This is a genomic window from Gallaecimonas zhanjiangensis (genome assembly GCF_057624825.1).
In genome coordinates, this window is the sequence record NZ_CM172603.1 from 1,640,920 (window position 1) to 1,654,509 (window position 13,590).

A 13,590-nucleotide genomic window follows, 5' to 3' on the forward strand; every position below is an offset into this window, starting at 1 on the left:
CGTGCGATGGTGATTTGTAACGGCTCACGCTAGTTACTCTACTTCGACTGTTGGTAGCAATCGTTGGCTAGTGTCTAGCGTGGGCTCTCTACGGGCATAGCCCCGACTTGACGATCACCACCTCCATAGGAGGTGGTTTAACGCTGAAAATAAAGAAGGAGGCGTGAAGCCTTCTTTTTTTTTGGCTTTGCCAAGTAAAAGGCAGCTGGCCTTTTACTTGGTTGTTCCGTCAGGCGCTTTTTTCAAAAGGGCGGCTTTCCAGCCGGATCTCATCTTCTGTTACCACCAATACCGAGCCTTGCTCGTACCAGTCGCCCAGCACAATACGCTCGCCGCCGGTCTCGTGGTGGCGGTTGGGCCTGTGGGTGTGGCCGTGAATGAGTAGCCCCACCTGATGGGCAGCCATCACCTTATCTACTTCACTTGGGGTCACGTCCATGATGGCGTCGCTTTTCATGGCGTTGGCGGCTTGGCTTTTGGCCCTGGCTTTTCTGGCAATGCGCCGGCGCAGCCATAACGGCAACAGCTGCATGCGCCATTGCCAAAACCAGCTGCGGCTTTTTTTGCGAAAAGCCTGGTAGTCCGCATCCAAGGTGCAGAGGCTGTCGCCATGGAGGATAAGGGCAGGGGTGCCGTACAAATCGATGACGGCAACTTCTGGCAGCAACGCCATGCCGGCGGCACGGGCAAAGCGCTGGCTGATAAGAAAATCGCGGTTGCCGTGGATAAAGTACTGCGCCACGCCGCGCTCGGCGTTCGCTTTAAAGAGGGCGATAACGGCTTGGTTAAACTCGCTGTTATCGTCGTCGCCTATCCAGGCTTCGAACAAATCCCCCAATACGTAGAGTCGCTCGGCCTTGGGGGCATCATCTTGCATAAAGCGCCGAAACGCCGCGAGGATATCGGGGCGTTCCGGGCTTAAGTGCAGATCGGCAATGAACAGGATCACGCCAGTTCGGCACGCTCGATGATCACGTCTTCCAGGGGCACGTCCTGGTGGAAGCCATGGGAGCCGGTGGCCACGTCTTTGATCTTGTCGATAACGTCTTGGCCTTCAACCACTTCGCCAAACACGCAGTAGCCGTAGCCCTGGCTGGTGGCGGATTGGAAGTTCAGGAAGTCGTTGTCTTTGACGTTGATAAAGAACTGGGCCGTGGCGGAGTGCGGGTCCGGGGTACGGGCCATGGCAATGGTGCCTTTCTTGTTGGTCAGGCCATTGTCGGCTTCGTTCTTGATGGGCGCGCGCGCGGACTTTTGCTTCATGCCCGGCTCAAAACCGCCGCCCTGGATCATGAAACCGTCAATCACCCGGTGGAAAACGGTGTTGTCGTAAAAGCCGTCTTTTACGTACTGCTCGAAGTTGGCCACGGTTTCCGGGGCTTTCTCGGCATTGAGTTCGATTTTGATGGCACCATAGTTGGTGTGCAAAATAACCATGAATTCTGTCCTCTTGGCTTGTCGGGGCGCATTCTACCTAATTTGCCGGTGACGCAACCAGCCACTCGCAATACAATGTGGCCATTATTTGCCAAAACCAACGGTTGTCATGCTGAAAGTCTTCAACACCTTAAGCCGCGAGAAAGAAACCTTTCAACCTCTTGTTCCCGGTAAGGTGTCTCTCTATGTCTGTGGGATCACCATTTACGATCTGATGCATATCGGCCATGCCCGCACCTATGTGGCTTTCGATGTCATCAACCGTTACCTGCGTCATAAGGGCTTTGATGTCACTTATGTTCGCAACATCACCGACGTAGACGACAAGATAATCAAGCGTGCCAACGAAAACGGTGAAAGCTGCGAGGCTTTGACCGAGCGCTTCGCCACTCTGATGCGCGAAGACTTTGCCGCCCTCAACACCTTGCCGCCGGACATCGAGCCCAAGGTCACGACCCACATGGACGACATCATCGATATGGTCAACACCCTTATCGAGCGCGGCCATGCCTACGAGGCCGGTAACGGCGATGTGCTGTTTAACGTCAAATCCTTCCCCCTATACGGCCAGCTGTCACGGCAAGATCTTGATGCCCTGCAAGCCGGCGCCCGGGTAGAAGTGGACGAAACCAAACGAGACCCGCTGGACTTTGTGCTTTGGAAGCATGCCAAGCCCAATGAGCCGAAATGGGCCTCCCCCTGGGGCGAAGGGCGCCCGGGCTGGCACATCGAGTGCTCGGCCATGTCGTCTCGCCATTTGGGGCCGGTGTTTGATATCCATGGTGGCGGCTCTGATCTCACCTTCCCGCACCACGAGAACGAAATTGCCCAAAGCTGCTGCGCCAGCGGCAAGGAATTTGCCCATTACTGGCTGCATTCGGGCATGGTGCAGGTCAACAAGGAAAAGATGTCCAAGTCCCTTGGCAACTTCTTTACCGTCCGTGACGTGCTGAAAGTCTATGACGCCGAAACCGTGCGTTATTTCCTGCTGACCAGCCATTATCGCAGCCAGCTCAACTACTCCGAAGACAACCTCAACCAAGCCCACGCCAGCCTTGAGCGCCTCTATACCGCGCTGCGCGACACCCCAGAAGGCACGGTCCAGGCCAGCGCCTGGACCGAGAAGTTCGACGCCGCCATGGACGACGACTTCAACACTCCCGAAGCGCTGGTGGTGCTGTTTGACCTGGCCCGCGAGCTCAACAAGGCCAAGCAGGAAGGGCGTAGTGATGTGGGCGCCCTGGCCGCTAACCTCAAGCACTTGGGTAGCCTGCTTGGCATCATGCAAAAAGCCCCTGAAGAGTTTTTAAAAGGGGACGAGAGCGACTTGGATGTGGCCCATATTGAGAGCCTTATCGCCAAGCGTAACCAGGCCCGCCAGGACCGTGACTGGGCGGCCGCCGATGCTGCCCGTGACGCCCTGACCGCTCTTGGTATTACCCTGGAAGACGGCCCACAGGGCACCAGTTGGCGAAAAGCCTGACATTAAAAAAGCCCGGCAGTGCCGGGCTTTTTTTCAGGCAAAAAGGGCCTGGGCTTCGGCAAAGCCAAAATGGTGTTGGTCCATCAAGGGCCAGCGGCCAAGGCTCAAGGCCTGCGCCGCCATGGCATCAAGTAGCCCCAGTACCGCGAGCATTGGCCCAAGGCCCAGGCTGACCCGGGTTACCCCCAGTGAAAACCAATCACCGGCACTGCGGCCGGGCAGGGCCATCAGGTTGATTGGCAAGGGGCTTGCCGCTACCAGCGCTTTGATATCGGCGGGGTTGCTCATGCCCGGCACAAACAGCATATCGGCGCCGGCCTGTTGGTAGGCGCTTGCCCGGCTAAGGGTCTCTTCAAGGGCGCTCTTCGCGCCCAGCAGGTAGGTGTCGGTGCGGGCATTGATAAAAAGTGCCAGGCCAAAGCGCTCCGCGGTATCTCTTGCCAGGGTCAGGCGCTGGCACTGCGCTGCGGCGCTGAGCAGCCCCTGGCCCGGCAGGCTGTCTTCGAGGTTAATGCCAACAGCGCCGGCCTCCAGCACCGCTTCAACCGTTGCTTTTAGGTCGTCATAGCCGCTTTCAATATCAACGCTGACCGGCAGGCTGGTGCCTTGGATGATTGGCGCAAGAGAAGTCAGCATGGCGCCAAGGGTCAGTTGCTGGCCGTCCGGCGATCCCTGGCTGTAGGCCATGGCGGCGCTGCTGGTGCCGAGGGCCAAGTAGCCGTTTTTTTCAAAAAGCCGGGCACTGGCGCCGTCCCACACCCCGGGTAGCAGCAGCGGCTGCTGGTGATGTTGGCGAAAGGTGTTGGCCAAGGCCTGCTGGCGGTGATGGTGCATTGCATCTCTCCTTCATCAATGGGCCTATATGATGAAAAAGCGCGGTGTGGCGGGCTTGCCCTTTTCGGACCTGCATTAAAAAAGAGGCCAAGGCCTCTTTTTTACTGGTTACATGCGGGCGCCGCAGTGGCGGCAAAAGTGCGAGTCAGGCTCATGGCCGCCGCGGCCACATTGATGGCAGGTTTTGCTATAGCGCTGGCGGGCCAACTCGTTGGTTAAAATGCCGGTGGGCACGGCAATCACCGAGTACCCCAGCAGCATTACGATAGACGCCAGCGCCTGGCCAAGGGGCGTGTGCGGGCTGATATCGCCATAGCCCACTGTGGTCATGGTAACGATGGCCCAGTACATGCTGCGCGGGATACTGGTAAAGCCGTTCTCGGGCCCTTCGATAAGGTACATCAGGGCGCCAAAAACGGTGACGGTGCCTAAAAGAGAAGCAAAAAACACGAATATTTTGGGGCCAGATTGCACCAGGGCCTGCACCAGCCGCTGGGAGGCGGTGGAGTATTCCATCAGCTTTAAGATCCGAAACACCCGCAGCACCCTAAGGATGCGCACGATAAGCAGGGTGTTGGCACCGGGGATCAGCAGCGCCAGGTAGGTGGGGATAATGGACAACAAATCCACCAGCCCGTAAAAGCTGAACAGATAACGCCAGCGGTTGGCGCAGCAATAAAGGCGGGTTAAGTATTCGAGGGTGAAAAGGCCGGTAAAGAACCACTCGGCCGCGGCCAGCTCCACCCGCCAATGCTGGTGAATACCGGCCACCGAATCGAGCATTACTGCCAGTACGCTAAAGACGATGGCAAGGATAAGGCACAGATCGAAAGCACGCCCGGCAGGCGTGCTGTATCCAAAGATGATTTCGTTGAGCTTTTCCTTAAGCGTCATGAAAACGTTCGCACGCCTCCAGGGTGTTTTCCATCAGGGTAGCCACCGTCATCGGGCCAACGCCACCGGGGACCGGGGTGATAAAGCTGGCCCGCTTGGCCGCTTCTTCATAGCCCACGTCGCCGCGCAGTTTGCCGTCGCTTTGGCGGTTGATGCCCACATCAACCACGATGGCGCCGTCTTTCACCCAGTGGCCGGGAATAAACTCAGACTTACCTACCGCTACCACCAGGATGTCGGCGCGGCGTACATGGGCTTCCAAATCTTGGGTAAAGCGGTGGCAGGTGGTGGTGGTGCAGCCGGCCAGCAGCAGCTCCAGGGTGGCGGGGCGGCCAACGATATTGGAGGCGCCGACAATCACCGCGTGTTTGCCATGAGGCTGGTAATCGATGGATTCCAACAGGGTGATGATGCCCTTGGGCGTGCAGGGGCGCAGCACCGGAATGCGCTGCGCCAGGCGGCCAACGTTATAGGGGTGGAAACCGTCCACGTCTTTGTCGGGGCGAATTTGCTCAAGCACCTTGGTGGCGTCGATACCGGCAGGCAAGGGCAGCTGCACCAGGATGCCGTCAATGCTGGTGTCACTGTTGAGCTCGTCAATCAGGGCCAGCAGTTCTGTTTCGGTGGTGGTGGCCGGCAGGTCAAAGGATTTGGATAAAAAGCCCACTTCTTCACAGGCGCGGCGTTTGGAACCCACATAGACTTCGGAGGCGGGGTCGGAGCCAACCAGCACCACCGCCAGGCCGGGTTGACGTTTTCCCTGAGCCAGGCGCTGGGCAACGGCATTTTTTACCTTTTCACGAACAGAAGCAGCAACCGCTTTGCCATCGATGATTTGAGCAGACATGCAGCAATAATCCTTGAGGAAATCGTTTTAGTGGGCTTGGGCGGCGCTATTGTCTCAAAGAATAGGGGCTTAGGCCATGCTCTCGTGGCGGTTGACCGGGCCCTGGCATATTTGTATGATGCGCTCCGCTTTTCAGGCCTTGTACTGTGTGTCTGAAGGATTTGCGCCCTTAGCTCAGTTGGATAGAGCAACGGCCTTCTAAGCCGTGGGTCACAGGTTCGAATCCTGTAGGGCGTGCCATTTAGGTATTTATGGTGGGCGTAGCTCAGTTGGTAGAGCCCCGGATTGTGATTCCGGTTGTCGTGGGTTCAAGTCCCATCGTCCACCCCATTCCTTGCTTTGTTTTTCCTCCTTAAACGATCCTTGGTAAGCTCTTCGGCTGTTGCCCTGACGCCGGCCTGCCATGCTGCACATTCGTTTTCTCAATGCCATCAACCAGCTTCCTGCCGAGCAGTGGAATGCCTTGCTTGGCGATACCGATTATCCCTTTATTCAGCACGGCTTTTTATCGGCGCTGGAGCAAAGTGGCGCCGTAGGCGAGGGCACCGGCTGGCAGCCTCATCATCTGTTGGTGTGGGACGGCGAGTCGCTGGTGGCCGCCATGCCCCTTTATCTTAAAAGCCACAGCTACGGCGAATATGTCTTTGATCAAGGCTGGGCCCAGGCCTACCAGCAACATGGTCTGGGCTATTACCCCAAGCTAGTGGCTGCCATTCCTTTTACCCCGGCGCTCGGCCCAAGGGTGCTTTCAAGGCATTGGTCAGGTGAGCTTGCCGAGGCAATTAACCAGGGGCTGGTTAATGAAGCCCAGCGCCTGGGGGCTTCGTCCTGGCATGTGCTCTTTGATAAAGACGCGCGGCTGGCCGGTGAGAGGAGTCAGACCCGCGAAGGGGTGCAGTTTCACTGGTTTAACCGGGGCTATAAAAGCTTTGAGGATTTCCTGGCTACCTTTAAGTCCAGAAAGCGCAAAGCGGTGAATAAAGAACGCCATCTTGCCTGTGAAGGGCTTGAGGTTCGCACCCTTGAAGGAAGCGACATCACCCCGGCGCTCTGGCATCGGTTCTACCTTTTCTACCAGCGCACTTACCTTATTCGAAGCGGCCACGGTGGCTACCTAAGCGACGCCTTTTTCCACCAGTTGGGGGCGGCGCTCCCCGCGCAGCTATTGCTGGTGGCGGCTTTTGACGGCGATGAAATAGTCGCGGCGTCTTTGTTCTTAAAAGACAGCACCACCCTTTATGGCCGTTACTGGGGCGCCCTTGGCGATTTTGACCGCCTGCATTTCGAATGCTGCTATTACCGAGGCATTGAGTATTGTATTCGCCACGGCCTTGCCCGCTTTGATGCCGGCGCCCAGGGTGAGCATAAGGTGGCGCGCGGTTTTGAACCTGTGGTGACCCAGTCACAGCATTGGCTGGCCCACCCAGGCTTTTTTGAGGCGGTCGGCGATTTTGTGGCAGAAGAAAAAGCGGCCCTTGCCGATTACCGCGACGCCCTCACAGAACAGCTACCTTATCGCCAGCCAGAGCCCTGAAACCCTGCATTGTTGCAGAATTGACCAGCTTTGTTGCCCCTTCCTCGACTCTCCCGAAAACCGCCGCTATAATGGCGCGTCATTCTGTATGCCACATGTCGGCCAGGCCTTGATTTGCCTGGGCCGCACGAACATTGAAGCAGGGCAAAGACCGTGCTTTTTAGCTAGAAAAGGCGCTGCACCGGCTGCGCCGATGATCACATTATCGAGGTAAAACGATGCAAGTTTCTGTTGAAACGATTAAAGGCCTGGAGCGCCGCCTGACCATCACTGTGCCGGCTGACACCATTGACAGCGCCGTTGAAGCCGGCCTGCGTGAAGAAGCCAAACGCGCCAAGGTTGATGGCTTCCGTAAAGGCAAAGTACCGGTCAGCATCATCAAAAAACGTTACGGCGCCGCCGTACGTGGTGACGTAACCCAGCGCGTTGTTGAGCGTCATTTCATCGACGCCATCGTCAAAGAAAAACTGAACCCGGCTGGTGCCCCCCGCTTTGAAATCACCAAAGACGAAACCGGCAGCGATTTCGAGTTCACCGCCACTTTCGAAGTCTACCCAGAAGTAGAACTCAAAGGCCTGGACACGGTAGAAGTAGAAAAGCCGGCCGTTGAGATCAAAGACGAAGACATGGCTAAAATGCTGGAAACCCTGCAAAAGCAGCACGCCAGCTGGGTTGAATCCGACAAAGCCGCCGCTGACGGCGACCGCGTGACCATCGATTTCGTTGGCAGCATCGACGGCGAAGAGTTCGAAGGCGGCAAAGCCGAAGGCTTCCAGCTGCAACTGGGCCAAGGTCGCATGATCCCCGGTTTTGAAGACGGCATCATTGGCAAGAAAGCCGGTGAAGAGCTGGTTTCCGAGGTGACTTTCCCCGAGGACTACCACGCTGAGAACCTCAAAGGCAAAGCCGCCAGCTTCGCCATCAAGGTCAGCAACGTTGAAGTTCAGGAACTGCCTGAGCTGACCGACGAGTTCGCTACCCGCTTTGGTATCGCCGAAGGCGGCATCGATGCGCTGAAAGCCGAAGTGCTCAAAAACATGGAGCGCGAGCTGAATAACGTGCTGCGCAACAAGGTAAAAGAGCAGGTTCTGGACGGCCTTATCAAGGCTAACGACGTAGAAGTGCCTGCCGCCCTGATTGCCCAGGAAGTTGACAACCTGCGTCGCCAGGCCCTGTCTCGCTTCGGTGGCAACGTTAACGCCAACAACCTGCCCGAGCTGCCGGCTGAACTGTTCGAAGAACAAGCTCGCCGCCGCGTCCAGGTTGGCCTGCTGCTGGGTGAAGTTATCCGCAGCGAAGACATCAAAGTTGACGATGCCCGCGTTCAAGAGCTGATCGCCAACCAGGCTTCTGCTTACGAAGATCCGGCTGAAGTTATCAAGTACTTCAACGAGAACAAGGAAACCATCGAACAGATGCGTAACCTGGCTCTGGAAGAACAAGCCGTTGACGCCATCCTGGCCAAGGCCAAGGTTTCCGAAAAAGCGGCCGCTTTTGATGAAATCATGAACAACGGAAACCAGGGCTAATCCCCGTCCGTTGACTTGCTTTAATAAAGCGACGTTATAATGGCTCGAGCAACCCTCGAGCCATTTTTCATTTCAGGAACCTTAATGAAGCTAACCGCCGAGAACGACATCATGAACGCCCTGGTGCCCATGGTCATCGAACAGACCGCACGTGGGGAGCGCTCCTTTGATATTTACTCCCGCCTGTTGAAAGAGCGGGTGATCTTCCTGACCGGCCAGGTTGAAGATCACATGGCCAACCTTATCGTGGCCCAGCTCCTGTTCCTGGAGTCAGAGAACCCTGAGAAAGATATCCATATCTACATCAACTCTCCGGGGGGCTCTGTTACGGCCGGCATGGCGATTTACGACACCATGCAGTTCATCAAGGCCGATGTCAGCACCGTTTGTATCGGTCAGGCCGCGTCCATGGGCGCCTTCCTGCTGGCTGGCGGTGCCAAAGGCAAGCGCCACTGCCTGCCCAATGCCCGGGTGATGATCCACCAGCCGCTGGGCGGTTTTCAGGGCCAGGCGTCGGATATCGAGATCCACGCCAAGGAAATTCTGTTTATCAAAGATCGCTTAAATCGCCTGCTGGCAGACCACACCGGGCAGCCGCTAGACACCATCACTCAGGATACTGACCGCGATCGCTTCATGACCGCCGAGCAGGCCAAAGAGTACGGTCTTATTGATTCTGTGCTTGCCAGCCGCTGATTCGGTCGTATCCTACAATTAAGTGAAAGCCGGGCAGGGACGACCTTGAAACCTGCACAGCAAGAGGTAACCAATGACTGAAAGCACTAAAGGTGGTGGCGACGGCAAACTGTTGTACTGCTCCTTTTGCGGTAAGAGCCAACACGAAGTCCGCAAGCTGATTGCGGGCCCGTCGGTTTTTATCTGTGACGAATGCGTGGACTTGTGTAATGACATCATTCGCGAAGAGATAAAGGAAATCGCCCCACGCCAGGCCAAGGACAGCCTACCTGTGCCAAAAGAGATCCGTAATCACCTGGATGATTTCGTGATTGGCCAGGAGCACGCCAAAAAGGTGCTGTCCGTTGCCGTCTACAACCACTATAAAAGGTTGCGTAACCCCAGCCACGATGACGTGGAGCTGGGTAAGAGCAACATCCTGCTGATTGGCCCGACCGGCTCCGGTAAAACCCTGCTGGCCGAAACCCTGGCCCGTTTGCTGGACGTGCCTTTTACCATGGCCGATGCCACCACCCTGACCGAAGCCGGTTATGTGGGTGAGGATGTTGAAAACATCATCCAGAAACTGCTGCAAAAGTGCGATTACGATATCGACAAGGCCCAGCGCGGCATTGTTTATATCGATGAGATTGACAAGATCTCCCGCAAATCCGACAACCCCTCCATTACCCGCGACGTGTCCGGTGAAGGGGTGCAGCAGGCGCTTTTGAAACTGATTGAAGGCACCGTGGCTGCGGTTCCGCCTCAAGGCGGCCGTAAGCACCCGCAGCAAGAGTTCTTGCAGGTCGATACCTCCAAGATCCTCTTTATCTGCGGCGGCGCTTTTGCCGGCCTCGATAAGATTGTTGATGCCCGTACCGCCACCTCCAAAGGCATCGGTTTTGGTGCCGAGGTGAAAGGGGATAAAGACAAGGCCTCCATCTCCGAGCTGTTCCGTAAGGTTGAGCCCGAAGATCTGGTTAAGTTTGGCCTTATTCCCGAGTTCATTGGTCGTCTGCCGGTGGTTGCCACCCTGGACGAACTGGATGAAGCGGCGCTGGTGCAAATCTTGTCTGAGCCGAAAAACGCGCTCACCAAGCAGTATCAAGCCCTGTTCAGCCTGGAAGGGGCGGAGCTGGAGTTCCGTGACGATGCGCTCAAAGCCATCGCCCACAAGGCCATGGTACGCAAAACCGGTGCCCGGGGCCTGCGCTCCATCGTTGAGGGTGTGTTGCTCGACACCATGTATGAGCTGCCCAGCCTCGACAACGTAGACAAGGTTGTGGTGGACGAAGCGGTTATCCGTGGCGAGTCCAAGCCCATCCTGATTTACCGCTCCGAAGAAAAAGTCGCCTCATCTAACTGATTGGGCGGTATCAGAAAAAAACGAGGCTTTTGCCTCGTTTTTTTTCTTGAAATTTGTGAACGGCGTCCCCATCTTGAGCCTATCAGCCTCCCCTGGAGATCCGCATGACTCTAGAGCGTTCAGAACGCATTGAAATTCCCGTACTGCCACTGCGAGACGTGGTGGTCTATCCCTACATGGTGATCCCCCTTTTCGTGGGCCGCGACAAGTCTGTGAACTGCCTGGAAGCTGCCATGGCCCAGGACAAGCAAGTGTTCCTGGTCGCGCAAAAAGATGCTGAGCAGGACGACCCCGAGCTGGACGACATCTACCCCGTAGGGACTGTCGCCACCATTTTGCAAATGCTCAAACTCCCCGACGGCACCGTCAAAGTGCTGGTGGAGGGTAACCAGCGGGCCCAGATCAACAGCCTTGAAACCGCCGACGACTACCTACACGGCGAAGTCACCTTCCTGGAATCTACCCCCATCGAGGATGAAGAACAGGAAGTGCTGGTGCGCACCGCCATCAACCAGTTTGAAGGCTACATTAAGCTCAATAAGAAGATCCCGCCGGAGGTGCTCACCTCTCTGAGCGGTATCGATGAGCCGGCGCGCCTGGCCGACACCATGGCCGCCCACATGCCCATCAAGCTTGAAGACAAGCAGAAGGTGCTGGAGATCATCCCCGTGGGTGAGCGCATCGAGTACCTGCTGGGGCTGATGGAAAGCGAAATCGACCTGCTGCAGATCGAAAAGCGCATCCGTGGCCGCGTCAAAAAGCAGATGGAAAAGAGCCAGCGCGAGTACTACCTCAACGAGCAGATGAAGGCCATCCAGAAAGAACTGGGTGAGCTGGAAGACGCGCCGGACGAATTTGAAGGCCTGCAAACCAAGATTGACGAAGCGGGCATGCCCGAAGAAGTCAAAACCAAGGCCACCAGCGAGCTGTCCAAGCTCAAGATGATGTCGCCCATGTCGGCCGAGGCCACCGTGGTGCGTTCTTACATCGACTGGCTGGTGTCAGTGCCCTGGTCCAAAAAAACCAAGGTCAAAAAGAACATCGCCAAGGCTGAAGAAGTGCTGGACGCCGATCACTTTGGCTTGGAGAAGGTCAAAGAGCGCATCCTCGAATACCTGGCGGTGCAAGCCCGTTCTGCCAAGCTCAAAGGGCCCATCCTGTGCCTGGTGGGACCGCCGGGGGTAGGTAAAACCTCCCTGGGCCAGTCCATCGCCAAGGCCACCGGCCGCAAATATGTGCGGGTAGCTCTGGGCGGGGTGCGTGACGAAGCGGAGATCCGTGGTCACCGCCGCACCTACATCGGCTCCATGCCTGGCAAGCTTATCCAGAAGATGGCTAAGGTTGGCGTGCGTAATCCGCTGTTCTTGCTCGATGAAATCGACAAAATGGCGTCCGATATGCGCGGCGACCCGGCCTCAGCCTTACTGGAAGTGCTGGACCCGGAGCAAAACGGCACCTTTGCCGACCACTACCTGGAAGTGGATTACGACCTATCCGACGTGATGTTTGTGGCTACCTCCAACTCCATGAACATTCCCGGCCCGCTGTTGGACCGTATGGAAGTTATTCGTCTGTCCGGTTACACCGAGGACGAGAAGCTCAATATCGCCCGTAACCACCTGCTGCCAAAACAAATTGGCCGCAACGGATTAAAGAAAGGCGAATTGGAAGTCGCTGATAGTGCCATTATCGGCATTATTCGCTACTACACCCGCGAAGCCGGTGTCCGTAACCTCGAGCGCGAGCTTTCTACCCTGTGCCGCAAGGCCGTGAAGAAGCTGCTGCTGGAAAAGGACACCACCAAGGTGCTCATCGACGGTGACAACCTGCACAACTTCCTGGGCGTAATGCGTTTTGATTACGGCCGCGCCGACGACGAAAACCGGGTAGGGCAGGTAACTGGCCTTGCTTGGACCGAAGTGGGCGGCGATTTGCTGACCATCGAGGCGGCCAGCGTGCCCGGCAAAGGTAAGCTCACCTACACCGGCTCACTGGGAGATGTGATGAAAGAGTCCATCCAGGCCGCCATGACGGTGGTGCGTTCCCGGGCGGATAAATTGCGTATCAACGGCGACTTTAACGAGAAGCGTGATATTCATATCCACGTGCCCGAAGGTGCCACGCCAAAAGACGGCCCTTCTGCCGGTATCGCCATGTGCACCGCGCTGGTTTCCAGCCTGACCGGTAACCCGGTGCGTGCCGATGTGGCCATGACCGGGGAAATCACCCTGCGCGGTGAAGTGCTGCGCATCGGTGGCCTGAAAGAAAAACTGCTTGCTGCCCACCGCGGTGGTATCAAGCATGTCCTGATCCCGTACGAGAATGAACGGGACCTGGAAGAAATCCCGGAAAACGTCAAGCAGGACCTGGTTATTCATCCGGTAAAATGGATTGACGAGGTGCTGAAACTGGCGTTAGCCGAGGATCCGGCGGGCTTTTCACCACAAAGTGCGGCCTGATGATGACTTTTTGCGTCAGAGGGCTTTTCACTGGTGTCCGCTCTGGTATAGCCTAGGTTTGGTCGCTAGGCTGGAGGGCCTGTTCTGTCAGGGTTTGCCGACTCAACAAGCATACTTTTGTATGCTTGCACTAGACAGACAGGCTTGATATAAAAACCTCCGCTAGGCCGCAGTTTCTGGGAGATTTTAACTGCGGAGCAAAAATAACAATTGAAGGGGATGATATTGTGAATAAATCACAACTGATCGATAAAATTGCCGCAGGTGCTGACATTTCCAAAGCTGCTGCTGCTCGTGCACTGGACGCGTTTACTGACGCTGTAACCGAATCCCTGAAAGACGGTGATTCCGTTGCTCTGGTCGGTTTTGGTACTTTCGCTGTTCGTGAGCGTGCTGCCCGTTCTGGCCGCAACCCTCAGACCGGCGCTACCATCAATATCGCCGCTGCTAAAATCCCGTCCTTCAAGGCCGGTAAAGCGCTGAAAGACTCCGTAAACTAAGACGCCTTGCAGGGCGCGCCTCAAGGTTTCGC

At 56.5% G+C, this 13,590-nt stretch carries 12 protein-coding genes and 2 tRNA genes; 9 read left to right on the forward strand and 5 right to left on the reverse strand.

All coding sequences use genetic code 11. The annotated features are described in order from the left end of the window. Nucleotides 1-229: 229 nt before the first annotated feature. Together AC22G1_RS07735 and AC22G1_RS07740 are read right to left on the reverse strand one after the other, a co-directional pair. Entirely contained in the window at nucleotides 230-949 is a 720-nt protein-coding gene (locus AC22G1_RS07735; RefSeq protein WP_487316242.1) for a UDP-2,3-diacylglucosamine diphosphatase, read from the reverse strand. After that, nucleotides 946-1,437 carry a peptidylprolyl isomerase gene (locus AC22G1_RS07740; protein WP_487316243.1) on the reverse strand — a complete coding sequence of 164 codons (492 nt, stop codon included), beginning with the start codon at nucleotides 1,435-1,437 and terminating at the stop codon, nucleotides 946-948. The genes AC22G1_RS07735 and AC22G1_RS07740 overlap by 4 nt, the downstream gene beginning before the upstream one ends. A gap of 109 nt (nucleotides 1,438-1,546) precedes the next feature. On the opposite strand from AC22G1_RS07740, the gene cysS reads away from it, so the two are divergent. Beyond that, nucleotides 1,547-2,920, forward strand: coding sequence for a cysteine--tRNA ligase (gene cysS / locus AC22G1_RS07745; protein ID WP_487316244.1), 1,374 nt, complete (start codon nucleotides 1,547-1,549; stop codon nucleotides 2,918-2,920). Between the two features lie 33 nt (nucleotides 2,921-2,953). On the opposite strand, the gene AC22G1_RS07750 is transcribed toward cysS, so the two are convergent. From AC22G1_RS07750 to folD, 3 genes are all read right to left on the reverse strand, one after another. Beyond that, a complete protein-coding gene (locus tag AC22G1_RS07750; protein ID WP_487316245.1) occupies nucleotides 2,954-3,754 on the reverse strand; it encodes an isocitrate lyase/PEP mutase family protein in 801 nt (266 codons plus the stop codon). 108 nt (nucleotides 3,755-3,862) lie between these two features. After that, nucleotides 3,863-4,648, reverse strand: a complete 786-nt coding sequence (locus tag AC22G1_RS07755) for an ion transporter (protein WP_487316246.1) — start codon at nucleotides 4,646-4,648, stop codon at nucleotides 3,863-3,865. Continuing rightward, complete coding sequence (folD, locus tag AC22G1_RS07760) at nucleotides 4,638-5,495, reverse strand: bifunctional methylenetetrahydrofolate dehydrogenase/methenyltetrahydrofolate cyclohydrolase FolD (protein ID WP_487316247.1); 858 nt, start codon at nucleotides 5,493-5,495, stop codon at nucleotides 4,638-4,640. Before folD ends, AC22G1_RS07755 begins: the two co-directional genes overlap by 11 nt. Nucleotides 5,496-5,658: 163 nt before the next feature. Between folD and AC22G1_RS07765 the strand changes: the two genes are divergently transcribed. The 8 genes from AC22G1_RS07765 to hupB all read left to right on the forward strand — a co-directional run bounded on the left by AC22G1_RS07765 (nucleotide 5,659) and on the right by hupB (nucleotide 13,558). Beyond that, nucleotides 5,659-5,735, forward strand: a tRNA-Arg gene (locus AC22G1_RS07765). Between the two features lie 14 nt (nucleotides 5,736-5,749). Further along, nucleotides 5,750-5,825 (forward strand) — tRNA-His (locus AC22G1_RS07770). Nucleotides 5,826-5,898: 73 nt separating this feature from the next. Next, a complete protein-coding gene (locus AC22G1_RS07775; protein WP_487316248.1) occupies nucleotides 5,899-7,029 on the forward strand; it encodes a GNAT family N-acetyltransferase in 1,131 nt (376 codons plus the stop codon). Nucleotides 7,030-7,247: 218 nt separating this feature from the next. Then, nucleotides 7,248-8,558, forward strand: coding sequence for a trigger factor (gene tig / locus AC22G1_RS07780; protein WP_487316249.1), 1,311 nt, complete (start codon nucleotides 7,248-7,250; stop codon nucleotides 8,556-8,558). An 84-nt stretch (nucleotides 8,559-8,642) separates the two neighbouring features. Continuing rightward, complete coding sequence (gene clpP, locus AC22G1_RS07785) at nucleotides 8,643-9,254, forward strand: ATP-dependent Clp endopeptidase proteolytic subunit ClpP (RefSeq protein WP_050658654.1); 612 nt, start codon at nucleotides 8,643-8,645, stop codon at nucleotides 9,252-9,254. Nucleotides 9,255-9,327: 73 nt separating this feature from the next. Then, on the forward strand, nucleotides 9,328-10,599 hold the full coding sequence (clpX, locus tag AC22G1_RS07790; RefSeq protein ID WP_487316250.1) for an ATP-dependent protease ATP-binding subunit ClpX: 1,272 nt from the start codon (nucleotides 9,328-9,330) through the stop codon (nucleotides 10,597-10,599). 104 nt (nucleotides 10,600-10,703) lie between these two features. Further along, on the forward strand, nucleotides 10,704-13,058 hold the full coding sequence (gene lon, locus AC22G1_RS07795) for an endopeptidase La (RefSeq protein ID WP_487316251.1): 2,355 nt from the start codon (nucleotides 10,704-10,706) through the stop codon (nucleotides 13,056-13,058). A gap of 227 nt (nucleotides 13,059-13,285) precedes the next feature. Further along, nucleotides 13,286-13,558: a nucleoid-associated protein HU-beta gene (gene hupB, locus AC22G1_RS07800; protein WP_050658651.1), complete on the forward strand. Its 273-nt coding sequence runs from the start codon at nucleotides 13,286-13,288 to the stop codon at nucleotides 13,556-13,558. The last annotated feature ends 32 nt before the right edge of the window (nucleotides 13,559-13,590 follow it).